Here is a 26,943-nt window from a genome sequence, read left to right on the forward strand (position 1 = left end):
GCCGCGGGCCGACGCATGCCGCCCGTCACAAGGAACAACGTGCGTGACCACCGGGAGATTCCCGGTTCCGGCCGGGCCGACACTCCGAAGGGGGGCGGCGCCGCCGGCTCGAAGATGGTCGCACGGCACGGTACGGCGCGTCACGCGACTTATCGTGACCCGCCGACCACCCGCCGACCACCCCCCGGACCACCACCGGCACCCCGCGGACACCGCCGCCCGCGGGGTGGCGTGGACGCCGTCGCGCCGGTGGCCCGGCCGGAGGCCCGCCGCTCCGATGGCCCCGGCCGGGCGCCTCGCTCACGTGTGCTTGCGTGCCTTCGGGGCGTCGCTCTTCCAGTCCGGGTGCCCCGGCATGGGGGGTGTCTTCTCGGCGTACAGCCACGCCTTGAAGAAGCCGGTCAGATCACGTGCCGCGACGGCGGAGGCAAGGTCCACGAAGTCGGCCGTCGAGGCCACGCCGTCGCGGTTGACGCTCACCCATGTCCGCTCCAGGCGCTCGAAGTCCTCGTGCCCGATCACCTGGCGCAGCGCGTACAGGGCCAGGGCCGCGCCGTCGTAGACGTTCGGCCGGAAGATGCTGATCTTCTGGCCGGGCTTGGGTCCCTTGGGCCGGGCGGGCGGGCCGCCCGTGGCACGCCAGGAGTCGGACAACCGGTAGGCGGCCTTCATCCGCTTCTCCATGGGCTTGTGCGCCTTCTCCTCGGCGTACAGGGCTTCGTACCAGGTGGCGTGCCCTTCGTTCAGCCACACGTCGGACCAGGCGCGGGGGCTGACGCTGTCGCCGAACCACTGGTGCGACAGCTCGTGCACCATGATCGAGTCGACGTACCACTTCGGGTAGGCGGGCTGGGTGAAGAGTTCCTTCTCGAAGAGCGACAGCGTCTGCGTCTCCAGCTCGAAGCCGGTCTGGGCCTGGGCCATCAGCAGCCCGTAGGTCTCGAAGGGGTACCGTCCGACCTTCCCCTCCATCCAGGCGATCTGGCCGGGAGTCTTGCGCAGCCACGGTTCGAGCGCCGCGCGGTCGGCGCTGGGGATCACATCCCGGACGGGCAGGCCGTGCGGCCCCTCCCGGTGCAGCACGGCGGAGCGGCCGATGGACACCTGGGTCAGCTCGGTGGCCATGGGGTGCTCGGTCCGGTACGTCCAGGTCGTGGCCCCGCGGGCACGGCGGGTGCCCTCGGGGAGACCGTTGGCGACGACCGTGTACCGGTCGGGGGCCGTGACGCGGATGGTGAACAGGGCCTTGTCGGAGGGGTGGTCGTTGCAGGGGTAGACCAGGTGCGCGGCGTCGGCCTGGCCGGCCATCGCGAGCCCGTCCTTGGTCCGCACCCAGCCGCCGTCCTGGCCCTTCGCGCTCACCGGGTCGCTGGTGTGACGGACGGTGATGCGCAGCCGGCTCCCGGCGAGCACGGGTTCGTCCGGCGTCACCACCAGGTCCTCGCCCGCCTGGGTGAAGCGGGCGGGGGTTCCGTCGATCCGGACCGACCGGACGCTTCCGTGCGCGAAGTCGAGGTTGACGCGGTCGAGCGTCTCGGTGGTCACGGCGTCGATCGTGGTGACGGCCGCGAGCGGCTTGTCGTTGCTGCCGGGGTAGGTGAAGTGGAGGTCGTACGACTCGACGTCGTACCCCGGGTTGCCGAGGGTGGAGAAGAGACGGTCGCCGACCCCCAGGGGTCCGGCCGGGTCCGGGGCGCTCGCGGCGATCAGGCAGACGGAGACGGCCGAGGCGAGCAGGGCCGCCGTGACGCGGCGGCTCCTCGGGCGTGCGGGCGTGGGGGTGGGGTTGTGCGACATGGACCACGGCTACCAGCGCGCGCCTCCCCGGCGCCGCCGACTCGCATCCGTCCCACCCGAACGGGTGGATCCCGGGACTCATTGGGGCCGGTCCGGAACCTGCCACCCCGAACACCGGGATCCGGCTCCACCGGAACGCCGACGCCCGGTCCACGGGAACGGTCCGCCCGAACGCCGTCGGGTCCGCCGGGATCACCTCGTCCGGTCCCCCGGACGCTCTGGCCTGCGGGCGGCGTCGTCCTGTCTGCCGGGACACCTTCACCGGGCCCGTCGGCGAGCCCGCCCCCCGTTACTGGGGCGACGGCATCGGATGCTGCGGGCGGCTCACGTCGTACACGCCGGGTACGTTGCGCATCGCGCGCATCAGGGCGGGGAGGTCGGCCGCGTCCGGGAGTTGGAGCGTGTACGTGTGGCGTACTCGCTGCTGGCTCGGGGGTTCGACCGTCGCGGAGACGATGGCGACCCCCTCCGCCGCGATGGCTTCGGTGAGGTCGGCGAGCAGGTGCGGGCGACCGAACGACTCGGCGACCAGGGTGACGCGGCACTCGGTGGTGTCGCCCCAGCGCACTCCCACCTCCGGGCGCCCCGCGCCCTTCATGCGAGCCGCTCCGGCGCACTCGACGCGGTGCACGGTGACCACTCCCCCGCGGACGGCGAAGCCGGTCACCTCATCGGGCGACACAGGGGTACAACAGCCGGCCATGCGTACCGAGACGCCGGGGAGGTCGGCGACGGCGCTCGCGGGGCGGGCGGCCTGGGACTCGGCGGGGCGGGCGGCCTGCGCTTCGGCGGGGCGGGCCGGGGCCGCGGCGGACGGCCGGGGTCCGGTGGCGGAGGCTTTGGCCGCCTCCTCGTGGCCGGGTGCGGGATGGGTGGCGATCCAGCGCTGGATGGCGATCCGCGCAGCGGGCGTGTGCGCGTGCTCCAGCCACTCCCTGGACGGCTCGGAGGCGGGGTCCTGGCCCATGAGGAGCTGAACGGTGTCGCCGTCCCTCAGGACCGTACTCAGCGTCGCCAGACGGCCGTTGACGCGGGCGCCGATGCAGGCGTGCGCGTCCTCGCCGTACTGCGCGTACGCCGCATCGACGCAACTGGCGCCCTCCGGAAGGCCGAGCGAGCCGCCGTCGGCGCGGAAGACGGTGATCTCCCGGTCCTGGGCGAGGTCTTCCCGCAGTGTCGACCAGAAGGTGTCCGGGTCGGGCGCGCCCTGCTGCCAGTCGAGCAGCCGGGACAGCCAGCCGGGGCGGGTGGGGTCGGCGCGCTCGCCGTCGAAGGGCCGCTCGCCCGCGCCGTCCGGCTGTTCCTCCGACGGCGGCGCGTAGGGATTGCCGAGCGCGATGACTCCGGCCTCGGCAACCTTGTGCATCTGGTGGGTACGGATGAGGACTTCGGCGACCTGGCCGTCGCCGCGGGTGACGGCCGTGTGGAGCGACTGGTAGAGGTTGAACTTGGGGACGGCGATGAAGTCCTTGAACTCCGAGACCACCGGGGTGAGACAGGTGTGGAGTTCACCGAGGACCCCGTAGCAGTCGGCGTCCTCGTTCACGAGGACCAGGAGGCGTCCGAAGTCGGCGCCGCGCATCGGGCCGCGTTTGCGCGACACCCGGTGCACGGAGACGAAGTGCCTTGGCCTTATGAGGACTTCAGCCTGGATCCCGGCGTCGCGCAGGACCGCGCGTACCTCCTCGGCGATCTCCGCGAGGGGGTCGCCGTCGCGGTTCGCGTTCTCGGAGATGAGCTCCCGGGTGTGCTCGTACTCCTCGGGGTGCAGGATCGCGAAGACGAGGTCTTCCAGTTCGGTCTTGAGCGCCTGGACACCGAGACGCTCGGCGAGCGGGATGAGCACGTCCCGGGTCACCTTGGCGATGCGCGCCTGTTTCTCGGGGCGCATGACACCGAGGGTCCGCATGTTGTGCAGCCGGTCCGCGAGTTTGATCGACATGACCCGGACGTCGTTGCCCGTGGCGACCAGCATCTTGCGGAAGGTCTCCGGTTCGGCGGCGGCGCCGTAGTCGACCTTCTCCAGTTTGGTCACACCGTCGACCAGGTAGCAGACCTCGTCGCCGAACTCCTCACGTACCTGATCGAGCGTCACTTCCGTGTCCTCGACGGTGTCGTGGAGCAGGGAGGCGGTCAACGTGGTCGTCTCGGCGCCGAGTTCGGCGAGGATCAGGGTCACGGCGAGCGGGTGGGTGATGTACGGCTCGCCGCTCTTGCGCATCTGGCCGCGGTGCGAGGACTCCGCGAGGACCCACGCCCGGCGCAGGGGCTCCAGTTTGGCGTCGGGGTGGTGGGCGCGGTGGGCCTCGGCCACATGACCGATCGCGTCCGGCAGCCGGTCGCGGGCCGCGGGCCCGAGCAGTGCGGCCCGCCCCAGCCGGCGCAGGTCGATCCGGGGCCGGGCCTTCTTGCGGTGCGCCGAGGGCACCTCCGGCTCCAGCGACGCCGAACGCCGGCTGGCGGGCGTAACGGGGCCTGGCGTCGCGGGATTCGTCGCCTCCGCACTCATGGGCACCTCCGGCTGCGTCAGACCGGCGGACGGGTGCCCCATGGCGAACTCGGCTCAGGGGATGGTGTCGATCCCCCGTCCGGGCCGGTGCTTGATGCTACCGACCCCACCACGCCCGGCTGACCGCCTCTCGCCGAGCGTGAAACGGATCACCCATTCGAGCGAAGGTTTTGGGGTTTACTGTTTCGATTTTCTGGAATGGAAGGCAAGGACGTACGACGTCCGTCGTGTACGGCTCAGCGGAGCCCGTCCGTGCGGCTCAGCGGAGCCCGTCCGTGCGGCTCGGCACAGCCCGTCCGTGCGGCTCAGCGCAGCGCGCCTGGGCGGCTCAGCGCCACGCGCCGTCCAGCCACTCCGCGTCGATCTCGCCCTCGGCGACGATGACGGCGGGGCCCGTCATCTCGATCTCGCCGTCGGCGTGCTCGGTGATGACGAGGCGTCCGCCGGGCACGTCGACGGTGTACGTCGCCGGAGTGCCGGTCACGGCGGGGTCGGCGTTGTCGCGGCGGGCGGTGGCGACGGCCACGGCGCACGCGCCCGTGCCGCAGGAGCGGGTCTCGCCCGAGCCGCGTTCGTGGACCCGCAGGGCGACATGGCGCGGCCCCCGGTCGACGACGAACTCGACGTTGACCCCGTCCGGGTAGGCCGACGCCGGGGCGAACGGCGGCGGGGTGAACAGGTCGCCGGCGTGCGCGAGGTCGTCCACGAAGGCGACCGCGTGCGGGTTGCCCATGTTCACGTTGCGCGCGGGCCAGCTCCGCCCGCCGACGCTCACCGTGACCTCTCCCTCGGGGAGGAGCGCCTTGCCCATGCCGACGGTGACGTCTCCGTCCTTGGCGATGTGGACGGGCTTCACGCCTCCGCGCGTGGCGATCGCGGTGTCGCCCTCGGGCACGAGTCCGGCGCGGTGGAGGTGGTGGGCGAACACGCGCACTCCGTTGCCGCACATCTCGGCGACCGAGCCGTCGCCGTTGCGGTAGTCCATGAACCACTCCGCCTCGGCCGCCATCCCGGCGGCCTCGGGGTGCGCGGCGGACCGCACGACATGCAGCAGACCGTCGCCGCCGATGCCCGCGCGGCGGTCGCACAGGGCGGCGACGGCGGCGGGAGGCAGGTCGATGACGTTCTCCGGGTCCGGGATGATCACGAAGTCGTTCTCGGTCCCGTGGCCCTTGAGGAAGGCGATCCGCGTGCTCATTCCACGATCGTACGGGGTCACGACGACGGCCCCGCCGCGCGGTGCGGGTACCCGGAGGGCACCCGGGGTCAGCGCAGTCGGGCCACGCGTCCCACGGCGAGCACGGCCACCGCGGCGACGATCACGACGTACGCGAGGACCACCCGCCAGTCGGGGCGCCGGCCGGAGCCGCGCGGCGGGAAGCCGGGCAGCGTGTAGCCGACCCGGCGGGCGGCCATCATGCCCCAGCCGGCGGCGCACAGGCAGATCAGCAGCCCGAGCATGGCGACCACGGCACCGCCGTCACCGAACTCGAAGGCGAGCGGGAAGGCGAACATCAGGGAGCCCGTCGCGCCCAGCGCCACGATGGGCGCGAGCTGCCAGATGCGCAGCAGACGCTGCGGGCGCAGCTCGACCTCGACCTCCGGCTCCGGGGACATCTCGCCGGGGCCGGGGCCGTCGGCGATCACCCCGCCGGGGGTGTCCTCGGGGCCGTCGGAGCTCAGCCGCGCTCCGCCCAGCTCCGGCTCGACGCCGTGGTCGGCGTCCGGATCGATGCTCAGACGAACTCCGTCCCGATCGGCACCGTACTCGGTGCCGCGTGCAGTGTCGCGAGGGCCGGCCTCCATCGCCACGCGCCCTCCCAAACTCGGACTTCACTGGTCGATCGAAGCTTGATGATGGCACGGCGCCGGGGGCCCGGATGACGGCCGGAGCGTCCCGATGCCAGGACGTGATCAGGCTGTGACCGGTCGTTCGAGCAACGCCAGTGCGAGTTCCGGGAGTTCTGTGAGATCCGCCGCAGCCCCACTGAGCCAATGCACCCTGGGGTCCCGCCGGAACCATGAATCCTGACGGCGCGCGAAGCGCTTGGTGGCGCGAACGGTCTCGGCGCGGGCCTCGTCCTCGGTGCACTCCCCGGCGAGCGCCGCGAGGACCTGCTGGTATCCGAGCGCGCGGGAGGCCGTACGCCCGGCGCGCAGGCCCTGCGCCTCCAGCGTGCGCACCTCGTCCACGAGCCCGGCCTCCCACATGCGGTCCACCCGCCGCGCGATGCGCTCGTCGAGCTCGGGGCGGGCCACGTCGACACCGATCTGGACGGTGTCATAGACGGATTCGTGGCCGGGCAGGTTGGCGGTGAAGGGCTTGCCGGTGATCTCGATGACCTCGAGCGCGCGGACGATCCGGCGGCCGTTGCTGGGCAGGATCGCCTGGGCGGCCCCGGGGTCGGCCATGGCGAGCCGCGCGTGCAGGGCTCCGGAGCCGCGCAGGGTCAGCTCCTCCTCCAGGCGGGCGCGTACGGCGGGGTCGGTGCCGGGGAACTCCATCTTGTCGACGGCCCCGCGGACGTACAGTCCGGATCCGCCCACCAGGACGGGCCAGCGCCCCTCGGCGAGCAGCGCGTCGATCCGGGCGCGGGCGAGCCGCTGGTACTCGGCGACGCTGGCGGTCACCGTCACGTCCCAGACGTCCAGGAGGTGGTGCGGGACGCCGCCGCGCTCGGCGGGCGTCAGCTTGGCGGTGCCGATGTCCATCCCTCGGTAGAGCTGCATCGAGTCGGCGTTGACGACCTCGCCGCCGAGACGCCTGGCGAGGAAAACGCCCAGATCGGACTTTCCTGCCGCGGTAGGTCCGACGACGGCGATGACCCGGGGTGCGGGAGGTGCGCTGCTCACGGTCCCAGTCTCGCAAACCCCGGGACCTCCCCCGCAACGAGCCGCGTGACGCGAGGGTTCCGGGTTCGTTCCCTCATGCGGGGTTCCGGCCGCCGGTTCCGAGGACCGGCGACCCGGGTGACGCAATGGGCCGCACCGGGCGACGCGGAACTTCGCCCTCACGAGTAACGTAAGGAGCTGATATGGGCGTTTTTGAACGGCTTCTCCGGAGGTCGAAGGCCACCGAGGAGGCACCGGCCGTCGAAGCGCGGGTGGCCGTGGAGGCCGAGGGTTCGTCCGACGGTTCGTCCGAGAGCGAGGGCGATGCGACGGCCGGCGACGCCGGGACCGACACCGCGGAGGACGTCGGCATCCCCAGGCAGCAGACGCCGGAACAGGCCGCCGACCACGAGGCCGGCAAGGGCTCCCGCACGTAACTGTCCCGCCAGGGAAGGCGAACCATGGGTCTGATGGACAATCTGAAAGCCAAGCTGGAGCCCGCCAAGGACAAGGTCTCCGGGCTCGCGCAGCAGCACGGGCACAAGGTCGCTCACGGCCTCGACAAGGCCGCGAAGGTGGTCGACGACAAGACCAAGCACAAGTACAGCGGCAAGATCCACACGGGCACCGGCAAGGCGAAGGACGCCATGGACCGCCTCGCGCACAAGGACGGCGACGGGGACGCGAGCCCGCCGACCCCGCCCCGGGCGTCCTGAACGACCCGCGCGACGGCGGACGGCTGCGAAGGAGCCGAGGCTCCTCCCGGCCGTCCGCCGCGTCCGGACCTGCGAGATCCGCGAGTTCCGCCCGGACCCACGCGTTCCACGGAACCTGCGAGACCGACGTGGCCTGCGGGCCTACGCGCCTCAGGCTTACGGGCCTGCGCGACCGGGGACCCACGCGCCTACGACCAGGCCGCCACCATGTAGCCCACCCCGTAGGGTGCGTCGTCGTAGAGCAGGGCGCCGCCGAGTCCCGCGCCCTCGGCCGCGCCCGCGAGGACCTGCCAGGGGGCTCGCCCCGCGGCCTTCAGTTCGTACGCCAGAGAGGTGTCCAGCGACTTGAGGGCCGCGACGTCGGCCGCCCCGAGCGCCCGCGCGACCTCCGCGTCGAAGTCCTCCGCGCGCTCGTCGAGATAGCCGGGCGCCTTGAGGGTCCGGCACGCGCTGGCGTCACCCATCACCAGCAGGGCCACCCGCCCGGCCCGCCCGCCGATCCGCTCCCCGGTCCGGACGCACCGCTCGGCCTCCAGCGGCTCCCCGACCCCGAGCCCCTCCACCGGGGCGTCGGACCAGCCGGTGCGCTCCAGCAGCCAGGCGGCGACGGCGAGGGAGGGCGGCAGGTGACGTTCCGGGGACGCGGCGCCGACGCCGTCCGGGTGCTCGGTGCCGGCACCGTCCGCGTCCGGGTGCGCGTCGTCCGCCTTCGGACGGCCGAGGCACACGTCGAGGTCGACCCCGAAGCCGCTGAACGAGCCCCGGGTGCCCTCCGGATGGGGCCCGCGACCACTCTCGTCGGCCGGGCCGACGACCACCAGCAGGTCGGGACGCGACGCGGCGAGCACGCCCAGCGCGTCCGTGCACGCGGCGCGCGCGACGTCCAGCTCGGGGGCCGCTCCGGCGGCGACATCGGGGACGAGCAGCGGAGGGCAGGGGCAGATTGCGGCGGCTACAAGCATGGCCCGCAGCGTAACGCCGCACACCACCGGTCCGCTTCGGCGCGGCGGGCCCGCGTGTGGGCCCGCGAGGGCGCGCCGGCCTTCGGGGCAGTCGTGGTCAGTCGCAGCCGCAGCCGCTGCCCGCGGCGACCGGAAGCGGCTCCGGGGCGCCGATCCTCGGCAGGCCCAGCATGACGCCGGCCGGCTTGGCGGCCTCGGCGGCGTTGCGCTTCTCCCAGGCGTCCCCCGCGCGCGTGCGGCGCACGTCCAGGACGGCGCCCTCGGCGAGCAGGTGGTGCGGAGCGGCGTACGTGATCTCGACGGTCACCACGTCACCGGGGCGGACCTCCGCGTCGGGCTTGGTGAAGTGGACCAGCCGGTTGTCGGGGGCGCGGCCCGAGAGGCGGTGGGTGGCACCGTCCTTGCGGCCCTCGCCCTCGGCGACCATCAGCTCCAGGACACGGCCGACCTGCTTCTTGTTCTCGTCCCAGGAGATCTCCTCCTGGAGGGCGACGAGACGCTCGTAGCGCGCCTGGACGATCTCCTTGGGGATCTGGCCCTCCATGGTGGCCGCCGGGGTGCCGGGGCGCTTGGAGTACTGGAACGTGAAGGCCGCCGAGAAGCGGGCCTCGCGGACGGCGTGGAGGGTCTGCTCGAAGTCCTCCTCCGTCTCGCCGGGGAAGCCCACGATGATGTCGGTGGTGATCGCCGCGTGCGGGATGGCGTCCCGGACCTTCTCGATGATCCCGAGGAAGCGCTCCTGGCGGTAGGAGCGGCGCATCGCCTTCAGGACGGTGTCCGAGCCGGACTGCATCGGCATGTGGAGCTGCGGCATGACGTTCGGCGTCTCGGCCATGGCGGCGATCACGTCGTCGGTGAAGTCGCGCGGGTGCGGCGAGGTGAAGCGCACCCGCTCCAGGCCCTCGATCCTGCCGCAGGCGCGCAGCAGCTTGCTGAAGGCCTCGCGGTCGCCGATGTCGCTGCCGTACGCGTTGACGTTCTGGCCGAGGAGGGTGATCTCGGAGACGCCCTCGCCGACCAGTGCCTCGATCTCGGCCAGGATGTCGCCGGTCCTGCGGTCCTTCTCCTTGCCGCGCAGTGCGGGGACGATGCAGAAGGTGCAGGTGTTGTTGCAGCCGACGGAGATCGACACCCAGGCCGCGTACGCGCTCTCGCGGCGGGTCGGCAGCGTGGAGGGGAAGGCCTCCAGGGACTCGGCGATCTCGATCTGCGCCTCTTCCTGGACGCGGGCGCGCTCCAGGAGGACCGGCAGCTTGCCGATGTTGTGCGTGCCGAAGACGACGTCCACCCATGGGGCCCGCTTCACGATGGTGTCGCGGTCCTTCTGGGCGAGACAGCCGCCGACGGCGATCTGCATGCCGGGGCGCTTCGTCTTCATCGGGGCGAGGCGGCCGAGGTTGCCGTAGAGCTTGTTGTCGGCGTTCTCGCGTACGGCGCAGGTGTTGAAGACGACGACGTCCGCGTCCCCGTCCGCCCCCTCGGGCGCCCGCACGTAACCGGCGTCCTCCAGGAGCCCGGAGAGCCGTTCGGAGTCATGGACGTTCATCTGACACCCGTAGGTGCGCACTTCGTACGTCTTGGATTCCTGAACGTCCACTGCCTGACTCCGGTCGCCGCTGCTCATGGGACAAGGGTAGGTGGTGCCGGGAGTACGTCCGGACGCCGGAGCCGCCGCCGGCCGCCGTCCGTCACACGACGTGCGGCCTCCGGCACCCGGCGTGCGGTCCCCTGGCCGCCGGTCATCCGCCCAGCGCGACGAACCGTTCGGCGACGGTCCTCGCGGCGGTGCCGAGCAGGACCGTGTAGTGGTTGGAGTCCTCGATCAGTTCGGCGGAGAGGCGCCCCGGGCCGCCGGTCCAGTCCTCGACGACGGACGCCGCGAGCATGGGCGGCTCCTGGCCGAGCAGTCCGAGCGGCGCGTGCAGCAGCAGCGCCGGGACTCCCAGTCCCGTGAGGGCGGCGGCGAACAGGCCGGCGGACGTGAGCAGATCGCGTCCGTCGTGCCGCACGGCCTCCTCCCGCACCTTCGACCGCCTGGCGCCCCGGGTCCCCGTGACGTCGTAGCGCACGTACGCCTCGATGTCCGCGTTCCAGTGCGGTCCGAGCGCCGGATGCGCGCGGAAGAAGTCGACGTACGCCTCGTCGCTCTCGTACGTCCGGCCGAGGCGGGCCAGCGCGGGTCCGAGCGTCGCGTCGAGGACGGCGTCGGGGTCCGCGGCGGGCGGGACGGGCAGCGGCAGGCCGCCGTCGACGAGCAGCAGCCGGTCGAACAGCCCGGGCCGGCGCGCGGCCGCTCTCAGCGCGGTGTAGGCGCCCATCGAGTGCCCGGCCAGGGCGACCGGCCGGCCCTCGCCCAGGACCTCGGCCAGGCGGCACAGGTCCCCGGCGTGCCGGTCGAGGCCGTACGGGCCGGGAGTGTCCGCGCTTCCGCCGCGTCCGCGCAGGTCGGGCGCGAACAGGCTCCACTCGTCGGGGAGGTGGCGGGCCACGGCGCGGAAGGACATCCCGGATCCGGTGATGCCGTGGGCCGCGAGAGCGGTCCGCGGCCCCCCGCCGAACCTGAGGACACGGAGGGTTCCGCCCTCGACGGGCAGATCGAGTTCGGCCGGCTCGTTCATGCGCTCTCCTGCTCGTCGCTGGTGCCCGTGCGGTGCCTGTGGCCGTGCGGCCTTCCCGTCAGGACGGGGCGGTGCGGCCTCCTCGTGACGGCGGCCCGGGTCTTACGCGTCCGGCGCGCTCCACCCCTGCCGCCGCAGTACCTCCGACACGTCCGGTGCCCGGTAGTGCTCGCCCTTGAGGACCTTGCCGTCGGCCCTGCGGGCGACGTGCCCGCCGGGGCCGAGCTTCGTCATGTTGGCCCGGTGGATCTCGGCGATCACCGCGTCGAGGTCGATCCCGTGGACGAGCGCGGTGCCGTAGGCCACGTACACGACGTCGGCGAGCTCGTGCGCCAGCCGGTCGAGCGGGCCGCCGACCGAAACCTCGGCGACCTCGGCGGCCTCCTCCGCGAGCAGCTCGCCCCGGTGCGCGGCGAGCTTCGGGGAGACCTCGGTCGGGGCGGCTCGGACGTCGAGGCCGAACGCGAGATGGAACGCACGGACCAGGGAGGCCGGTGAGGGCCCCGGCACGACCGGAGACTCGGGGGACCCGGGCGGCGGCGGGACCTGCGACGGCGGGGACGGCTGCATTCGGCGAGCCTACCCATCCGCCGGAGCCCGACCCCGGGACCGGCCGCCCTGGCCAGGACCGGGCCCGGGCTGGCAGGATCGCGCGCATGTTCCAGGCACTCACCCGTATCGGCCGGCGTCGCGCCCTGTTCGGCTCGGCGGCCGTCTGCGCGCTCGCCGGGCTGCTGCTGTGGTGGCTGCTGCCGCTGGGCGAGGAGTCCCCGAGCGGGACGATCACCTTCAGCACGGGCACCGCGACCGGGGTCTACCAGATGTACGGCAAGCTCCTGCAAGGCGCCATCGCCAAGGACATGCCCGACCTGAACGTGCGCTTGGAGGACAGCGACGGATCGCAGCAGAACATCAGCCGGGTGGCCACCGGCGAGGCGGACTTCAGCATCGCGGCGGCCGACGCCGTGGAGACGTACCTCCACCAGCACAAGCCGGGCGCGAGCCGGCTGCGCGGCTGCTCACGCCTCTACGACGACTATGTGCACCTGGTCGTCCCGCGTTCCTCGCCCGTGCAGTCCGTCGCGGACCTGAAGGGCCTGAAGGTCGCCGTGGGGCCCGGCGGATCCGGCGTGCGGCTGATCGCGAACCATGTGCTCGAGGCGGCGGGGCTGGACCCCGAGACGGACATCACGCCGCTCGACGCCAGCATCGCGAGAATGCCCGACCTGCTCGAACATCACAAGATCGACGCGTTCTTCTGGTCGGGCGGTCTGCCGACGAACGCCGTCCAGCGGCTCTCCAAGTCCGACGACATCCGGCTGGTGCCGATCGGCAGCGACCTCGTCGAGAAGCTGCACGAGCAGGGCGGCGCCTCCAGCTACTACCGTTCGGCCGTGATGCCCGCCGACGCCTATCCCGCCTCGCAGCGTGGTTCCGCCGTGCCGACGCTGGCCGTGGCGAACTTCCTGATCACCCGCGAGGACGCGGACGCGGACCTCACCGAGGAGCTCACCCGCACGGTGATCGGGAGCCGTGACCGCATCGGCGCCGTGGTGCACGCGGCCCAGCTCGTGGACCTGCGTACGGCGATCTACACGGACCCGCTGCCGCTGCACGAGGGCGCGCGCCGGTACTACCGGTCGATCAAGCCGTAGCGGCAGCCCCGCGGTCGGGGCGCGCCGCGGATGCGTCAGGTCACCGGCTCCGACCTGGGCACGGTCACCGTCACCCGCAGACCGTGCGGTTCGTGGTGGCCGTACGCGATGGAGCCGCCGCCCGCGGCGAGCAGGGCCCGGGAGATGGAGAGGCCGAGGCCCGAGCCCTTGATGTTCTGATGGGCGGCGCTGCGCCAGAACCGGTCGCCGATGCGGACCAGGTCCTCGTCGCCCAGGCCGGGGCCGCCGTCGGTGACCACGACGGTGGAGGACTCGCCGTTCGAGGCGACCGTCACCTCGACGGTCTCCCCCTCCGGCGTGAACTTGACTGCGTTGTCTATCACCGCGTCCAGGGCGCTGGACAGCGTGATGGGGTCGGCCCACGCGGTCGTGGGCGGGCAGTTGCCCGCCAGCCGTACGCCTCTGCTGTCGGCGACCGGCTGCCAGGACGCCACACGCTCGGCGGTCAGCGCCCCGATGTCGGTCAGGCGCGTGTCGGCCTCGGCGTGCTCCGCCAGTGCCAGGTCGAGCAGGTCGTCGAGCACCTGGGTCAGCCGCTTGCCCTCGGTGCGGACGGACGCGATCTCCTCGTTTCCCTCGGGGAGTTCGAGGGCCAGCAGCTCGATCCGCAGCAGCAGTGCCGAGAGCGGGTTGCGCAGTTGGTGCGAGGCGTCCGCGACGAAGGCGCGCTGCTGTTCCAGCACGCTCTCGACGTTGTCCGCCATCTCGTTGAACGACCGTGCCAGACGCTGGAGTTCGGGCGGCCCGCCGGCGGGCGCGACCCGGGACTTCAGACGGCCGGTCGCGATGTCGTGGGTGGTGGCGTCGAGAACGCGTACGGGCCTGAGCACCCAGCCGGTGAGGCGCAGCGCGGCGCCGAGCGCGAGGAGCATCGCGGCGATCTCGCCCGCGCCGATGATCAGCCAGCCGTGCAGGGTCTCGGAACGCATCTGCCCGGTGGGCGAGTCGGTGACGACGACGCCGATGACGTCGCCGTCCCTGATGACCGGGGAGGCGACGACGAGACGGTGGTGCTGCCAGGGCCAGACCTGTTCGGGATCGTGGCTGCGGCGGCTGACGAGGGCCTCGTTGAAGGCCTCGCGGGCCGCTCCGCTCTTGGGCAGGAGCCAGCTCGCCGGCGCGTTGGCCATCGGCTCGTCGTCGCGGTAGAAGACGCCGACCCGGATGCCGTACACCTCGTAGTAGCGGGCGAGTTCGGTGCGCAGGGTCTCGCCGCGCTCGTCCGGGAAGCCGGCCGCGGACCGGCTCGGGGAGTCGGTGACGTACTGGGCGAGGGCCGCGAAGCGCGCGGTGTCGTCGATGCGGTCGACGACGACGCGCTGCTGTTGCTGCGCGGCGACGCTCGCCGCGAGCGGGACGCCGAGCGCGAGCAGCACGGCCGCCATCAGGACGATGAGCAGCGGCAGCAGTCGGGTACGCACCTGTGCCCGCTACGCGGCCGGGGCGACGAGCCGGTACCCGACGCCTCGTACGGTCTCGATCAGTGCCGGCATGCGCAGTTTGGAGCGCAGCGACGCCACGTGCACCTCCAGCGTGCGGCCGGTTCCTTCCCAGCTCGTGCGCCACACCTCGCTGATGATCTGTTCCCGCCGGAACACCACTCCGGGGCGCTGGGCGAGCAACGCGAGCAGGTCGAACTCCTTGCGGGTGAGCTGAACCGCCGAACCGTCCACGGTGACCTGGCGGTTGGGGAGTTCGATGCGCACGGGTCCCAGGAGTACCAGGTCCTCGCCGGGCGCCGACCCGTCGTCGTGGGCGGTGCGCCTGCTGACGGCGTGGATCCGGGCGAGCAGTTCACCGGTGTCGTACGGCTTCACCACGTAGTCGTCGGCGCCGAGGTTGAGGCCGTGGATGCGGGACCGGACGTCCGCGCGCGCGGTGACCATGATCACCGGTGTGGCGGTCCGCTTGCGGATCTTGCCGCAGACCTCGTAGCCGTCCTGGTCGGGCAGTCCCAGGTCGAGCAGCACGACGCCGAAGCCGTCGCTCTCCGGGACGAGGGCCTGCAGGGCCTCCTCGCCGCTGCGGGCATGCGTGACCTCGAAGCCGTGCCGTGCCAGCACAGCGGACAGGGCGGCGGCGACGTGGTTGTCGTCCTCGACGAGGAGCAGTCTCATTCCGGCCCCCTCCGGCTCATCGGTCGTACCGTTTCATCGGTCGTACGGTCTCGGCTGTCGTCGGTCGTACGGTCTTGTCTGTCGTCAGCCGTACGGTCTTGGCTGCACCGTCTCGGTCGTATGGTCTCGGGTCTCATCACTCGTACGGTTCCTTTTCAAGAACGCGGTGCACGCGCGCGTGCACCAAGGAAGTCACGCCGATGGACAAGGACGGCGTCAAGGGGCTTCGGGTTGCCCGGGGCTTCCGTTACCCAGCCGGTACGCACGCCCGCGCGGTCACTACGACACGTGTCCGATTGCTATCGGATCGTGATGCTCAGATTCCCCTCAGATGTAATGACGCTGGTCGTAGGGGTCACTACTGTCCTCGGAAACCGAGGAGGACGGAGCCCCAAAGCGATGACCGAAGCATCGGTGGCCAAGGACGCCATGGCCGGGACCGACGAACTGGTCGTCCTGAAGAGCGTCGACAAGCATTTTGGCGCGTTGCACGTGCTCCAGGACATCGACCTGACGATCACCCGTGGCGAGGTCGTCGTGGTCATCGGGCCCTCCGGGTCCGGGAAGTCCACCCTGTGCCGCACCATCAACCGTCTGGAGACGATCGATTCGGGTGACATCTCGATCGACGGCAAGCCGCTGCCCCAGGAGGGCAAGGCGCTCGCCCGGCTCCGGGCCGATGTGGGCATGGTCTTCCAGTCCTTCAACCTCTTCGCGCACAAGACCGTGCTCGAGAACGTGATGCTGGGGCAGATCAAGGTCCGCAAGACCGGCAAGCAGGCGGCAAAGGAGAAGGCCCGCGCCCTGCTCGACCGGGTCGGCGTGGGCACCCAAGCCGACAAGTACCCGGCGCAGTTGTCGGGCGGCCAGCAGCAACGCGTCGCCATTGCGCGGGCGTTGGCGATGGACCCCAAGGTCATGCTCTTCGACGAGCCGACCTCGGCACTGGACCCCGAGATGATCAACGAGGTGCTGGAGGTCATGCAGCAGCTCGCCCGGGACGGCATGACCATGATCGTCGTCACCCATGAGATGGGCTTCGCCCGTTCGGCTGCCAACCGGGTCGTCTTCATGGCCGACGGCCGCATCGTCGAAGAGGCTGTGCCGGACCAGTTCTTCAGCAATCCGCGCAGCGACCGCGCCAAGGACTTCCTCTCGAAGATCCTGCACCACTGATGTCCCCGCGCGGCGGGATCACGTCCCCGCACCGGCGGGCCCCGTTCCCGCACAGCGGGAGCGCCTCCCCGCACCGGGGGACCCCGCGCGTCAACCGACCGTCGACGGAACGCACTTCACCCTTAGCCGAAGGATGTTCACCATGAAGCTCCGCAACGCAGCCGCCGCCTCGGCCGCCGTACTCGCGCTCGCCGTGACCGCCACCGCGTGCGGTTCGAGCGACAAGGGCGACAGCGGGTCCTCGCCCTCGGGCGGCGGCAAGATCAAGGTCGGCATCAAGTACGACCAGCCCGGTCTCGGCCTGAAGCAGCCGGACGGTTCCTTCGCCGGTTTCGACGTGGACGTCGCGACCTACGTGGCGGGGCAGCTCGGGTACAAGCCCGGCCAGATCAAGTTCGTCGAGACCAAGAGCGCCGACCGCGAGAACGCGCTCGCCCGCGGTGACGTCAAGTTCATCGCGGCCACCTACTCGATCACCGACGAGCGCAAGCAGAAGGTCGACTTCGCGGGCCCGTACCTGCTGGCCCACCAGGACCTGCTCGTGAAGTCGGACTCGAACATCGCCAAGGGCACGGACCTCAACGGCAAGAAGCTGTGCTCCGTGACCGGTTCGACCTCGGCGCAGAACATCCAGGACACCATCGCCCCGAAGGCCAACCTGAAGCAGTACAGCGGCTACTCGGAGTGCATCGCCGCCCTCCAGAGCGGCGCCGTCGACGCGGTGACCACCGACGACTCGATCCTCGCGGGCTTCGCGGCGCAGGACAAGTACAAGGGCCAGTTCAAGCTCGCCGGCCTCAAGCTGAGCAACGAGAACTACGGCGTCGGCGTCAAGAAGGGCGACGCCGAGCTGGAGAAGAAGATCAACACCGCGCTGGAGAAGATGGTCAGCGACGGCTCCTGGCAGAAGGCGGTCGAGAAGAACTTCGGCCCCGCGGAATACAAGAACGAGCCGGCCCCGAAGATCGGCGTCATCGTCAAGTAACGCGGGCACAGCCCAGCAACACGGGGATCACCGGGTAACTCGGGGGCCCTCGGGCACCGCGGGAAACCGCGGTTCACACGGGGCCTCGCGGGTATGCCGCCGCCCGCCGCGATCACGGCGGCGGCATACCGCGCCCACCCCGTCCGCCACGTACGCCACCACCCGGAAGCGCGGGAGATCGTGTTCGACTTTCTTCAAGGTTATGACGTCCTGGGGGCGTTCTGGACGACGGTGCAACTCACCGTCTACTCCGCCATCGGCTCCCTGGTCCTGGGCACATTGCTGGCCGCGATGCGGGTCAGCCCGGTCCCGCTCATGCGCGGATTCGGCACCACCTACGTGAACATCGTCCGGAACATCCCGCTGACGGTCATCATCGTGTTCAGTTCGCTCGGTCTCGCGGACATCTTCGGTGTGACGATGGGCGCCGACGACTTCAAGGTCCAGGGCTTCCGGCTCGCGGTGCTCAGTCTCGTCGGCTATCACGCGGCCTTCGTCTGCGAGGCGCTGCGCTCCGGCATCAACACCGTGCCGGTCGGCCAGGCAGAGGCGGCCCGCGCGATCGGGCTCGGCTTCGGGCAGACACTGCGGCTGATCGTCCTGCCCCAGGCGTTCCGCTCCGCCATCGTCCCGCTGGCGAACGTACTGATCGCGCTGACCAAGAACACGACCGTGGCCGCCGCAATCGGCGTGGCCGAGGCCGCCACCCTGATGAAGACGATGATCGAGAACGAGGCCCAGACGGTCCTCATCGCCGCGGTCTTCGCCTTCGGGTTCGTGGTCCTGACCCTCCCCACCGGCCTCTTCCTCGGCTGGCTGGGCAAGCGACTGGCGGTGAAGCGATGACCTCCGTTCTCTACGACGCCCCCGGCCCCCGGGCCAAGCGCCGCAATGTGGTCCTCTCGGTCCTCTTCGTCGTCCTGCTCGGGCTGCTGCTGTGGTGGGTATGGCTGGCCATGGACGACAAGGGCCAGCTCAAGTGGGACCTGTGGGAGCCGTTCACCACGGCGAACGCCTGGAACACGTATCTGCTGCCGGGCCTCTGGGGCACGCTGAAGGCCGCCGCGCTGAGCATGGTGATCGCCCTCCCCCTGGGCGCCGCCCTCGGTATCGCGCGCCTCTCCGACCACCGCTGGGTGCGCGTCCCGGTGGGCGCCGTGGTCGAGTTCTTCCGGTCGATCCCGGTCCTGCTGCTGATGCTGTTCGCCAACGAGCTCTACGCCCGGTCCGCGAACATCGCGAGCGAGGACCGTCCGTTCTACGCGGTCGTCACCGGCCTGGTGCTCTACAACGCCTCGGTCCTCGCCGAGGTCGTCCGGGCGGGCATCCTCGCCCTCCCCAAGGGGCAGACGGAGGCCGCGTACGCGATCGGTCTGCGCAAGGGGCAGACCATGACCAGCATCCTGCTGCCGCAGTCGGTCACCGTGATGCTCCCGGCGATCGTCAGCCAGCTCGTCGTCATCGTGAAGGACACCGCGCTGGGCGGTGTGATGATCGGCTACCAGGAGCTCCTCACCGCCCGCAGCACCCTCGCGGCCAACTACGCGAACGTCGTCCAGAGCTTCATCGTGGTCGCCGTCATCTTCATCGTCGTGAACTTCACGATCACCAGCTTCGCCTCCTGGCTGGAGGGGCGGCTGCGCCGCGGCAAGAAGTCGACCGGCGCGGTGCTCTCGCCGAACGACGCGACCATCGCCGGTACCGCGGCGACAGGCGCGGGCGGGGGCGGGGGCGTGGGCGGCTTCTGACGGATCGTCCGAACATCAGTCGATCAGTGTGACCGAAGGGGTCAGTGACGGGACCGCCACTGACCCCGTCACTTGACGCAAGCAGCGGCAATGGGTTGCATACGTTCTGTGATCGTGCACCCTGCTCCACCTGCCTGTTCCCGTACGTCCCTCAGGACACAGCTCCGTGCAGGGGGCACCGCGCCGTGGACCCGGTGATCATCGTCGGAGCCGGGCCCGTGGGCCTCACCCTCGCCCTTGCGCTGGCCCGCCAGGAGGTCCCCTCCGTGGTCCTCGACGAGGGTCCCGGCAAGGACGAACAGCGGCTCGCGCGGACCGTGGTGCTGCGCGAGGACACGGTCTCGCTCGTCGAACGGCTGACGGGTCTGCCCCTCGACGACGCCGGCTTCCGTTGGGCCGGATGGCGGTCGATGCGGCGCAGGCAGGTGATGCGCGAGATCGTCTTCGACGAGGAGCGTTCCTCGGGCGCGAACGGCGCCGCCGATCCCCTCGGCGGCGAGGCCGTGCGGGGCGACGGTCCTCGGGGGATCGTCGCCGCACGCGGTACCGGCGCTCCCCGGGGCCCGGAAAGCCAGGCGGACGGCGCGGATTTCAGCGCTCCGCTGCACATCGCCCAGCACGCGCTGACCGGCGCGCTGCGCGAGGCCATCATCCACGAGCGGCTCATCAAGGTCGCCGCGCACAGCCGCCTCGACTCCGTCGAACAGGATGCCTCCGGCGTCACGGCGCACACGCGGGGGCCCGACGGCACCTGGTGGCGCGGCAGTTATCTCGTCGGCTGCGACGGACCGCGCTCGACGGTGCGCAAGGTCCAGGACATCCGCTTCCCCGGGCGTACCGCCGTCGAACGGCACGCCGTGGCGGCCCTGCGCACGGAACTCCCCTGGCCCGGCGAGGCGTTGCTGCACCGGATGACGCCGTGGCGCGCCTCCGGACCCTCGGCCGGCGAGGTGAGCGCCCGTCCGCTCGCCGAGGACGTCTGGCGGCTGGACTGGCTGCTGCCCCCGGGCAAGGACCTCGTCACGCCCGACCTGCTGGTGGCACGCATCCGGGAGACCCTCGCGGGCTGGAGCGGCGGCGCCACACCCGCGTACGAGCTGCTCGACACCGGAGTCCACACCGTCCACCACCGGCTGGCCCGCCGCTGGCGCGTCGGCCGGGTCTTCCTCGCCGGGGACGCGGCGCACCTGCTCGGCGCCCTCGGCACCCAGGGCCTGGACGAAGGGCTGCGGGACGCCGACAACCTCGCCTGGAAGCTGGCGCTCGGCTGGCACCACGGTCCGCACACCGCGCTCCTCGACAGCTACCAGGCGGAGCGGCGAGCGGTGGTCGCCGCCCGGCTGCGCGCCGCGGACCAGGCGCTGCCGCTGGTGCGGAGCGGTGGTGGCCTGCGCGCCTACGTCCCCGGGACCGCCCGCGGGCACGACACGTTGCTCACGGACGGCCACCTGGGCCGCGGCCCGCTCGGCGCGCCGGGGGCGTACGCCGGCTCGCCGCTCATGCCCCCGCCCGCCGAGTCGCACGCCGTCGTCGGCACCGAGCCCGGCGCACCGGTCGTCGATGTGCGGGTGACCGCGGAGGACGGCTCGTTCGTACCGCTGCGCGAGCGGCTCGGGCGCGGGGTGCTGCTCGTCGTGCTGATCGCTCCGGGTACGGGGGTGTGGGAGCGCAAGCACTGGGTGACGGCCGGCGTCATGCCGCGGCTCGCCGCCGCCGTGACCGCCCTTCCTCACCGCGCCGAACTGCTCGTCGCGGAGAGCTACCCGGGCGCTGCCGCGCACACCGTGCTGCTGGTCCGCCCCGACGGACACCTGGTCACCGCGTTCGGCGGGGTCCGGCCGGCCGACCTGTACGAGGCGGCCGAGGCGGCCCTCGGCGGACCGGCACGGGTGGACGCGGAGAGCGCCGCGGAGGCGACCGCGGGCAGGCACTGAACGCTCCGTGACCGTCCGGCCCGGGTTTCCCTGATCCTCGGGCCTTCATGGTCCATATAGTGACGGTGAGTTGACCGGTCTGCGCCACCATGGTCTACTCCGGATCGTGACCGACACCTGTGTACGCCTGTGGCGGAGGGTCCATATGGACCTCGTCCGCTATGCGGGCTGCGTGTGTCGCCCGTCCTTCTGACTTCGCATCCTCATCTCCCGCGCGCCGCCGCCGTGCCTCCGCGCGCCCCTCTTCGCGAACTCTCAGGACGGTCAGAGTGTCTGTGCCACCCCCTGTCTCCACGTCTGTCCCCGTGTCCCCTTCCGCCCCCGCCTCGGTGCCCTCCGCCGTCTCCGGCGCGCCCCGGACCCCCACCCAGGCCGACCTCCTGGATTTCGTACGCCGTACGGCGGCCGATGCCGAGCTGATCGCCTCGCTCCCCCTCGACCCCGAGGGCCGTACCTGGGTGCGGCTCGAAGGCCCCGGCGGCAGTGAGGCCTGGCTGATCGGCTGGCCGCCCGGGACCGGGACCGGCTGGCACGACCACGCCGAATCGGTGGGCGCCTTCCTCACCGCGGCCGGCGAGCTCAAGGAGAACTCCCTCGCCGCCCGGCTGCCCGCCGACGGCTGGAAGACCCTGGAACTCGCCGAGGAGATCGACCGGCAGCGGAAGCTGCCCGCGGGAACCGGCCGCGCCTTCGGCCGGGATCACGTGCACGAGGTGCTCAACGAGTCCACCGAGGAGCACGCGATCTCGGTCCACGCCTACTACCCACCGCTCCCGCAGATTCGCCGCTACAGCCGTACGGGCCAGATCCTGCGCCTGGAGCACGTCGAGCGTCCGGAGGACTGGCAGTGAGCGGCAACGTGCGGCCCATCGGTATCGACGCCCTGCTGGAGCAGGTCCGCGCGGGCCTGGACCGGGTGGAGGCGGAGGAGGCCTTCGAGGCCGTGCGGCGCGGCGAGGCGCTGCTGGTCGACACCCGGTACGCCGCCCTGCGGGAACGGGACGGTCTGATCCCCGGCGCTCTCGTCGTCGAGCGCAACGAACTGGAGTGGCGGCTCGACCCCACGGGCAGTCACCGCGCCCCGGAGGCCACGAGTCATGACCTGCGGGTCGTGCTGTTCTGCAACGAGGGGTACGCCTCCAGCCTGGCCGCCGAGTCCCTGCGTCGGCTGGGACTCCACAGGGCCACCGATCTGATCGGCGGCTTCCAGGCCTGGAAGAGCGCAGGCCTCCCGGTGACGGCCACCGGCTCGGAGAGCTGAACGCGTTCCGCCTCGCGGAGACGGGTCACCCGGACGCGCTGTCCTCGTACGGGAGCCCGCGAGGGCACGGTGACGGACGCCCGTGGGATCAGAATCCCTCGTCGAGCCCTTCCGTGTCCTCGCCCTCCTCCTCCAGCGCCTGACGGACCACGCTCAGGGCCATGCCCTGGGAGTAGCCCTTGCGGGCGAGCATGCCGGCGAGGCGTCTCAACCGCTTGTCCCGGTCCAGTCCGCGGGTGGAGCGCAGTTTGCGCGCGACCAGCTCACGCGCGGTCGCCTCCTCCTGCTCGGAGTCGAGCTGTCCGACGGCCTCGTCGATCAGCGTCGAGTCCACACCCTTGGTCCGCAGTTCCTGGACGAGCGCACGCCGGGCCAGCCCCCGGCCGTGGTGCCGGGACTCCACCCAGGCGTCGGCGAAGGCGCTGTCGTTGATCAGCCCGACCTCCTCGAACCGTGACAGCACCTCGTCCGCCACCTCGTCCGGGATCTCGCGCTTGCGCAACGCGTCCGCGAGTTGCTTGCGCGTGCGCGGGGTCCCGGTGAGCAGGCGCAGGCAGATCGCTCGCGCCCGCTCAGCCGGGTCCCCCGGGGACTCCCCCTTCTCGGCCCTCGACGAGGAGGGGGTGTCTCCGTCCCGCGGGTCGCCGGACGGGTCGCCGAAACCGCCGCCCCGTCGACGACCTCTTCCACCACGCGGTCCGCCCGCGGCACGTCCACCGCGTCGGGAGACCGCGTCCGGCGAACCGTGACCGCGCGGCAGGCCGTCACCGTGCCGTGCGTCACCGCCCGTCGAACCGCCGCCGTCCGCATCCCCGTCGTCCGGACGGACGCCGTGGAAACCGTCGGCCCCGTAGAGCCCGCCGGTGCCGTCGAGCCCACCGTCGGCTCCGTAGAACCCGCCGTCGGTGCCGTACGGCTGACCGCCGTACCCCCCGGCACCGTCGTACGACCTGTCACCGTCTCCGGCCGGGCCGCCGTCACCCCCGCCGTACCCCTGCCCCGGCCGTCCCTCGGGGGTCTGGGGATGGGCGTACTCGGCCCAGTCGGTTCGTCGTGTCATGGACTAGCTCTTGGCCGCCGCGGCCCTGGACTTGGTGGCCTTGGCAGCCGGAGCGGGCACCGTCTTCGCGGCGTCGTCCGGGGCCGCCGAGACCGCTGCGTCCGCGCCCGGCTCAGCGGCGGGCTGCTCGGGCTTCACACCGACGCCCAGCTTCTCCTTGATCTTCTTCTCGATCTCGTTGGCGAGGTCGGGGTTGTCCTTCAGGAAGTTGCGGGCGTTCTCCTTGCCCTGGCCGAGCTGGTCGCCCTCGTACGTGTACCAGGCGCCGGCCTTGCGCACGAAGCCGTTCTCCACGCCCATGTCGATCAGGCCGCCCTCGCGGCTGATGCCCTGCCCGTAGAGGATGTCGAACTCGGCCTGCTTGAACGGCGGCGCGACCTTGTTCTTGACGACCTTGACGCGGGTGCGGTTGCCGACCGCGTCGGTGCCGTCCTTCAGCGTTTCGATGCGCCGGATGTCGAGGCGCACCGAGGCGTAGAACTTCAGCGCCCGGCCACCCGTCGTCGTCTCCGGGGAGCCGAACATGACGCCGATCTTCTCGCGGAGCTGGTTGATGAAGATCGCCGTGGTCTTCGACTGGTTGAGCGCGCTGGTGATCTTGCGCAGGGCCTGGCTCATCAGTCGGGCCTGGAGACCCACGTGCGAGTCGCCCATCTCGCCCTCGATCTCGGCCCGCGGCACCAGGGCGGCGACGGAGTCGATGACGATGAGGTCGAGCGCGCCGGAGCGGACCAGCATGTCCACGATCTCCAGGGCCTGCTCGCCGTTGTCCGGCTGCGAGAGGATCAGATTGTCGATGTCGACGCCCAGCTTCTTCGCGTACTCGGGGTCGAGAGCGTGCTCGGCGTCGATGAACGCCACCTGGCCGCCGGCCTTCTGCGCGTTCGCCACCGCGTGCAGGGTGAGGGTCGTCTTTCCAGAGGACTCCGGGCCGTACACCTCCACCACGCGGCCGCGCGGCAGGCCGCCGACACCGAGGGCGACGTCGAGCGCGGTCGACCCGGTGGGGATGACCTCGATGGGCTCATTCGGCCGCTCGCCCAGGCGCATCACGGCGCCCTTGCCGAACTGCCGTTCAATCTGCGCGAGCGCGGCGTCGAGCGCCTTCTCGCGGTCGGTTCCTGCCATGGGTTCCACCCGGTTTGCTTGAGTCGATCGCTTCACGTCAAAGACGCTAACGCCTGCCACTGACAATGCGCCCCGACGCCCGTCCGGCCTGTGGATAACTCGGGCACATCTCTGTCGAAACCATGCCGAATCACCCGTCGCGAGCTTCGCCGGAACCTCCATGAGAATGGATGTTCGATTTTTGTGTCAAGCGCACCACGCGGCACTTCCGAGACTACGTTCGCCCTCCGACAACGACCGGGGATCCCGCGGATTCGGGTCCTGGTACCCGCCTCGGCACATCCCCCGGAGCCGGTACCCGCCCCGGACCCGGGCTACTCCCCGGGGCGCAGGGCAGGTGTCTTCGGGCGTACGACGACACCGACGGGCCCGCCCGGCAGGCTGTGGGCCATGCCGACGACCACCCGTCCCCTGCCACCCCGCCCCCTGCCGCCGCCGAAGCCCTCGCTCCGGCCCGCCGAGCAGCTCTGCCGGGCCACGGGCGCGCTGCTCGTCCTCTCGGGCCTCCTGCATCTGCTGGTCCTCGCCGTCGACGGCGGCCCGTGGGACGGTCCCGTCTCCTGGCGCAAGCCCGTCACCTTCGGGCTCTCCTTCGGGCTGACCCTGATCGCGGTCACCTGGGTCACCTCGTACGTCCGGATGGAGGCGAGGCCGCGCACCGCGCTGCTCGTCGTGTTCGCCGCGGACTGCGTGCTGGAGGTCGGCGGGATCACCCTTCAGGCGTGGCGCCGGGTTCCCTCGCATCTCGACATGGAGACCGGCTTCGACACCGCGGTGTCCATGATGCTCGCGGTGGGCGGCGGGATTCTGGTCGTGGTGCTCACCACGTTCGCGGTCGCCTCGTTCCGCCACCGGCCCTCGGGGCCCGCGGGCATGCCGCTCGCCGTGCGCTCGGGGTTCGCGATCCTGCTCGTCGCGCTGGCCTCGGGCGCCACGATGATCGCGCGCGGGGTCGTCCTCACCAGGACCGGCCACCAGGAGGCCGCGTACCACTCGACGGCTCCGCTCAAGCCGCTGCACGGCGTGAGCCTGCACGCCGTCCTGGTGCTGCCCGCGCTGGCCTGGCTGCTCTCCCGCACCGACTGGAGCGAGGAGGCCCGGCAGCGGATCGTGTGGGCGGCGGTCGGCCTCTACACGGCGGCCGTCGTCCTCACCGGTGTCCAGGCCGTCCTCACCTGGTGAACGTCACCGACCGGGCCTCCGGTGAACGTCACCGGCCGAGCTGCCCCCGCACCCGCGCGAGGAGGCCCACCGAGCTGCGGGTGCGGTGCCCGTGCACCCGCGGGTCGTCCGTGACGTCGTAGCGCTTCACGTACGCGCCCAGGAACGCCTGCAGGGTGGCGACGGCGGGGATGGCGATCAGCGCGCCGACGGCTCCGAGGAGCGCGGTGCCCGCGATCACGGACCCGAAGGCGACCGCGGGGTGGATGTCCACCGTCCTGGACGTCAGCTTGGGCTGGAGCACGTAGTTCTCGAACTGCTGGTAGACCACGACGAAGACGAGCACCCACAACGCGTACCAGGGGTCGATCGTGAACGCGATCAGCATCGGCAGGGCGCCCGCGAGATAGGTGCCGATGGTCGGGATGAACTGCGAGACAAGACCGACCCACACCCCGAGCACCGGCGCGTAGGGAACGCCCAGCGCCTCCAGCAGAATGTAGTGGGCGATGCCCGAGATCAGCGCCATCAGACCGCGTGAGTACAGATAGCCGCCGGTCTTGTCGACGGCTATCTCCCAGGCGCGCAGCACCTCGGCCTGCCGGGCCGGCGGCAGCACCGAGCACAGCGCGCGCCGCAGCCGGGGTCCGTCGGCGGCGAAGTAGAACGAGAACAGCGCGACCGTCAGGAGCTGGAAGAGACCGCCGAGGACCTGGCCGGACACGTCCAGGACGCCGGTGGCGCTGTTCTGCACGTACTTGCGCAGCCAGTCGGAGTGGAGCAGGCCCTCCTGGATGTCGACCCGCCTGAGGTCGGTGTGGAAGTGCGTGTTGATCCAGTTGATGACCGAGTCGAGGTAGTCGGGGAAGCCCTCGATCATCTTGATGATCTGGCCCGCGAGCATCGAGCCGAGCAGGGTGACGAACCCGGCGATCATGATCAACGAGCCCAGGAAGACAAGGAAGGTGGCCAGCCCTCTGCGCATGCCCCGGGAGGCCATCCAGCTCACCGCGGGTTCTATCGCGAGCGCGAGGAAGAACGAGATCAGGATGTTGATCAGCAGACCGATGAGCTGGTGGAACGCCCAACTGCCGAGCTGGAACACGGCGACGAGCGCCAGGGCAAGCACCATGGCGCGGGGCAGCCAGCGCGGCATGCGCGCGCCCGCCCCGGCCGCGTCGGCATCGGGCGGACCGGGCGGCGTCGTGCCGAGCGGTGATGACTGCTGATCGACCTGTGTGTTCTCGTCTGTCGGGGCCACCC

At 71.5% G+C, this 26,943-nt stretch carries 26 protein-coding genes; 12 read left to right on the forward strand and 14 right to left on the reverse strand.

Annotated elements, in window-relative coordinates; genetic code table 11:
- Nucleotides 1-300: 300 nt before the first annotated feature.
- From ACWEBX_RS03980 to miaA, 5 genes are all read right to left on the reverse strand, one after another.
- A complete protein-coding gene (locus ACWEBX_RS03980) occupies nt 301-1,797 on the reverse strand; it encodes a M1 family metallopeptidase (RefSeq protein WP_451883318.1) in 1,497 nt (498 codons plus the stop codon).
- Nucleotides 1,798-2,086: 289 nt separating this feature from the next.
- Nucleotides 2,087-4,306 carry a RelA/SpoT family protein gene (locus tag ACWEBX_RS03985; protein WP_451883319.1) on the reverse strand — a complete coding sequence of 740 codons (2,220 nt, stop codon included), beginning with the start codon at nt 4,304-4,306 and terminating at the stop codon, nt 2,087-2,089.
- Between the two features lie 328 nt (nt 4,307-4,634).
- Nucleotides 4,635-5,504: a diaminopimelate epimerase gene (gene dapF, locus ACWEBX_RS03990; RefSeq protein WP_451883320.1), complete on the reverse strand. Its 870-nt coding sequence runs from the start codon at nt 5,502-5,504 to the stop codon at nt 4,635-4,637.
- Nucleotides 5,505-5,572: 68 nt separating this feature from the next.
- Complete coding sequence (locus ACWEBX_RS03995) at nt 5,573-6,112, reverse strand: hypothetical protein (protein ID WP_451883353.1); 540 nt, start codon at nt 6,110-6,112, stop codon at nt 5,573-5,575.
- Nucleotides 6,113-6,220: 108 nt separating this feature from the next.
- A complete protein-coding gene (miaA, locus tag ACWEBX_RS04000; protein WP_451883321.1) occupies nt 6,221-7,159 on the reverse strand; it encodes a tRNA (adenosine(37)-N6)-dimethylallyltransferase MiaA in 939 nt (312 codons plus the stop codon).
- Nucleotides 7,160-7,341: 182 nt separating this feature from the next.
- Here miaA and ACWEBX_RS04005 point away from each other — a divergent pair, with 182 nt between their 5' ends.
- Complete coding sequence (locus ACWEBX_RS04005) at nt 7,342-7,575, forward strand: hypothetical protein (RefSeq protein ID WP_451883322.1); 234 nt, start codon at nt 7,342-7,344, stop codon at nt 7,573-7,575.
- 24 nt (nt 7,576-7,599) lie between these two features.
- On the forward strand, nt 7,600-7,854 hold the full coding sequence (locus ACWEBX_RS04010) for an antitoxin (protein WP_451883323.1): 255 nt from the start codon (nt 7,600-7,602) through the stop codon (nt 7,852-7,854).
- Nucleotides 7,855-8,042: 188 nt separating this feature from the next.
- Here the strand turns inward: ACWEBX_RS04010 and ACWEBX_RS04015 are convergent, their stop codons facing one another.
- The 4 genes from ACWEBX_RS04015 to ACWEBX_RS04030 all read right to left on the reverse strand — a co-directional run bounded on the left by ACWEBX_RS04015 (nt 8,043) and on the right by ACWEBX_RS04030 (nt 12,004).
- Nucleotides 8,043-8,816, reverse strand: a complete 774-nt coding sequence (locus ACWEBX_RS04015; protein ID WP_451883324.1) for a class III extradiol dioxygenase subunit B-like domain-containing protein — start codon at nt 8,814-8,816, stop codon at nt 8,043-8,045.
- Between the two features lie 97 nt (nt 8,817-8,913).
- Complete coding sequence (miaB, locus tag ACWEBX_RS04020; RefSeq protein WP_451883325.1) at nt 8,914-10,440, reverse strand: tRNA (N6-isopentenyl adenosine(37)-C2)-methylthiotransferase MiaB; 1,527 nt, start codon at nt 10,438-10,440, stop codon at nt 8,914-8,916.
- A gap of 115 nt (nt 10,441-10,555) precedes the next feature.
- On the reverse strand, nt 10,556-11,434 hold the full coding sequence (locus tag ACWEBX_RS04025) for an alpha/beta fold hydrolase (RefSeq protein WP_451883326.1): 879 nt from the start codon (nt 11,432-11,434) through the stop codon (nt 10,556-10,558).
- 102 nt (nt 11,435-11,536) lie between these two features.
- Nucleotides 11,537-12,004 (reverse strand): pyrophosphohydrolase domain-containing protein, encoded by a 468-nt coding sequence (locus ACWEBX_RS04030; protein WP_451883327.1) that lies wholly within the window; start codon nt 12,002-12,004, stop codon nt 11,537-11,539.
- A gap of 86 nt (nt 12,005-12,090) precedes the next feature.
- On the opposite strand from ACWEBX_RS04030, the gene ACWEBX_RS04035 reads away from it, so the two are divergent.
- Complete coding sequence (locus tag ACWEBX_RS04035; RefSeq protein WP_451883328.1) at nt 12,091-13,089, forward strand: TAXI family TRAP transporter solute-binding subunit; 999 nt, start codon at nt 12,091-12,093, stop codon at nt 13,087-13,089.
- A gap of 35 nt (nt 13,090-13,124) precedes the next feature.
- Here ACWEBX_RS04035 and ACWEBX_RS04040 read toward each other — a convergent pair whose 3' ends face one another.
- Together ACWEBX_RS04040 and ACWEBX_RS04045 are read right to left on the reverse strand one after the other, a co-directional pair.
- The gene (locus tag ACWEBX_RS04040; protein ID WP_451883329.1) at nt 13,125-14,531 is read right to left on the reverse strand and encodes a sensor histidine kinase; all 1,407 of its coding nucleotides are present in this window, start codon (nt 14,529-14,531) and stop codon (nt 13,125-13,127) included.
- Between the two features lie 9 nt (nt 14,532-14,540).
- Nucleotides 14,541-15,227 (reverse strand): response regulator transcription factor, encoded by a 687-nt coding sequence (locus ACWEBX_RS04045; RefSeq protein ID WP_382794288.1) that lies wholly within the window; start codon nt 15,225-15,227, stop codon nt 14,541-14,543.
- A 399-nt stretch (nt 15,228-15,626) separates the two neighbouring features.
- On the opposite strand from ACWEBX_RS04045, the gene ACWEBX_RS04050 reads away from it, so the two are divergent.
- From ACWEBX_RS04050 to ACWEBX_RS04085, 8 genes are all read left to right on the forward strand, one after another.
- Nucleotides 15,627-16,403, forward strand: a complete 777-nt coding sequence (locus ACWEBX_RS04050) for an amino acid ABC transporter ATP-binding protein (RefSeq protein ID WP_451883330.1) — start codon at nt 15,627-15,629, stop codon at nt 16,401-16,403.
- A 142-nt stretch (nt 16,404-16,545) separates the two neighbouring features.
- Nucleotides 16,546-17,388 (forward strand): glutamate ABC transporter substrate-binding protein, encoded by an 843-nt coding sequence (locus ACWEBX_RS04055; protein ID WP_451883331.1) that lies wholly within the window; start codon nt 16,546-16,548, stop codon nt 17,386-17,388.
- A gap of 180 nt (nt 17,389-17,568) precedes the next feature.
- A complete protein-coding gene (locus ACWEBX_RS04060; RefSeq protein ID WP_451883354.1) occupies nt 17,569-18,234 on the forward strand; it encodes an amino acid ABC transporter permease in 666 nt (221 codons plus the stop codon).
- Nucleotides 18,231-19,136, forward strand: a complete 906-nt coding sequence (locus ACWEBX_RS04065; protein WP_451883332.1) for an amino acid ABC transporter permease — start codon at nt 18,231-18,233, stop codon at nt 19,134-19,136. Before ACWEBX_RS04060 ends, ACWEBX_RS04065 begins: the two co-directional genes overlap by 4 nt.
- Nucleotides 19,137-19,321: 185 nt before the next feature.
- Nucleotides 19,322-21,070: an FAD-dependent monooxygenase gene (locus tag ACWEBX_RS04070; protein ID WP_451883333.1), complete on the forward strand. Its 1,749-nt coding sequence runs from the start codon at nt 19,322-19,324 to the stop codon at nt 21,068-21,070.
- Between the two features lie 106 nt (nt 21,071-21,176).
- Entirely contained in the window at nt 21,177-21,263 is an 87-nt protein-coding gene (locus ACWEBX_RS04075; protein ID WP_318722129.1) for a putative leader peptide, read from the forward strand.
- Between the two features lie 112 nt (nt 21,264-21,375).
- Nucleotides 21,376-21,921 (forward strand): cysteine dioxygenase, encoded by a 546-nt coding sequence (locus ACWEBX_RS04080; RefSeq protein WP_451883334.1) that lies wholly within the window; start codon nt 21,376-21,378, stop codon nt 21,919-21,921.
- On the forward strand, nt 21,918-22,331 hold the full coding sequence (locus ACWEBX_RS04085; protein WP_451883335.1) for a rhodanese-like domain-containing protein: 414 nt from the start codon (nt 21,918-21,920) through the stop codon (nt 22,329-22,331). Before ACWEBX_RS04080 ends, ACWEBX_RS04085 begins: the two co-directional genes overlap by 4 nt.
- Before the next feature lie 88 nt (nt 22,332-22,419).
- On the opposite strand, the gene recX is transcribed toward ACWEBX_RS04085, so the two are convergent.
- Nucleotides 22,420-23,391, reverse strand: a complete 972-nt coding sequence (gene recX, locus ACWEBX_RS04090; protein WP_451883336.1) for a recombination regulator RecX — start codon at nt 23,389-23,391, stop codon at nt 22,420-22,422.
- 3 nt (nt 23,392-23,394) lie between these two features.
- Nucleotides 23,395-24,519, reverse strand: a complete 1,125-nt coding sequence (recA, locus tag ACWEBX_RS04095; protein ID WP_355765995.1) for a recombinase RecA — start codon at nt 24,517-24,519, stop codon at nt 23,395-23,397.
- 390 nt (nt 24,520-24,909) lie between these two features.
- On the opposite strand from recA, the gene ACWEBX_RS04100 reads away from it, so the two are divergent.
- Nucleotides 24,910-25,701, forward strand: a complete 792-nt coding sequence (locus ACWEBX_RS04100) for a hypothetical protein (RefSeq protein WP_451883337.1) — start codon at nt 24,910-24,912, stop codon at nt 25,699-25,701.
- Between the two features lie 28 nt (nt 25,702-25,729).
- Here ACWEBX_RS04100 and ACWEBX_RS04105 read toward each other — a convergent pair whose 3' ends face one another.
- The gene (locus ACWEBX_RS04105) at nt 25,730-26,941 is read right to left on the reverse strand and encodes an AI-2E family transporter (protein ID WP_451883338.1); all 1,212 of its coding nucleotides are present in this window, start codon (nt 26,939-26,941) and stop codon (nt 25,730-25,732) included.
- Between the last annotated feature and the right edge of the window lie 2 nt (nt 26,942-26,943).

The organism is Streptomyces sp. NPDC005070 (assembly GCF_053600395.1).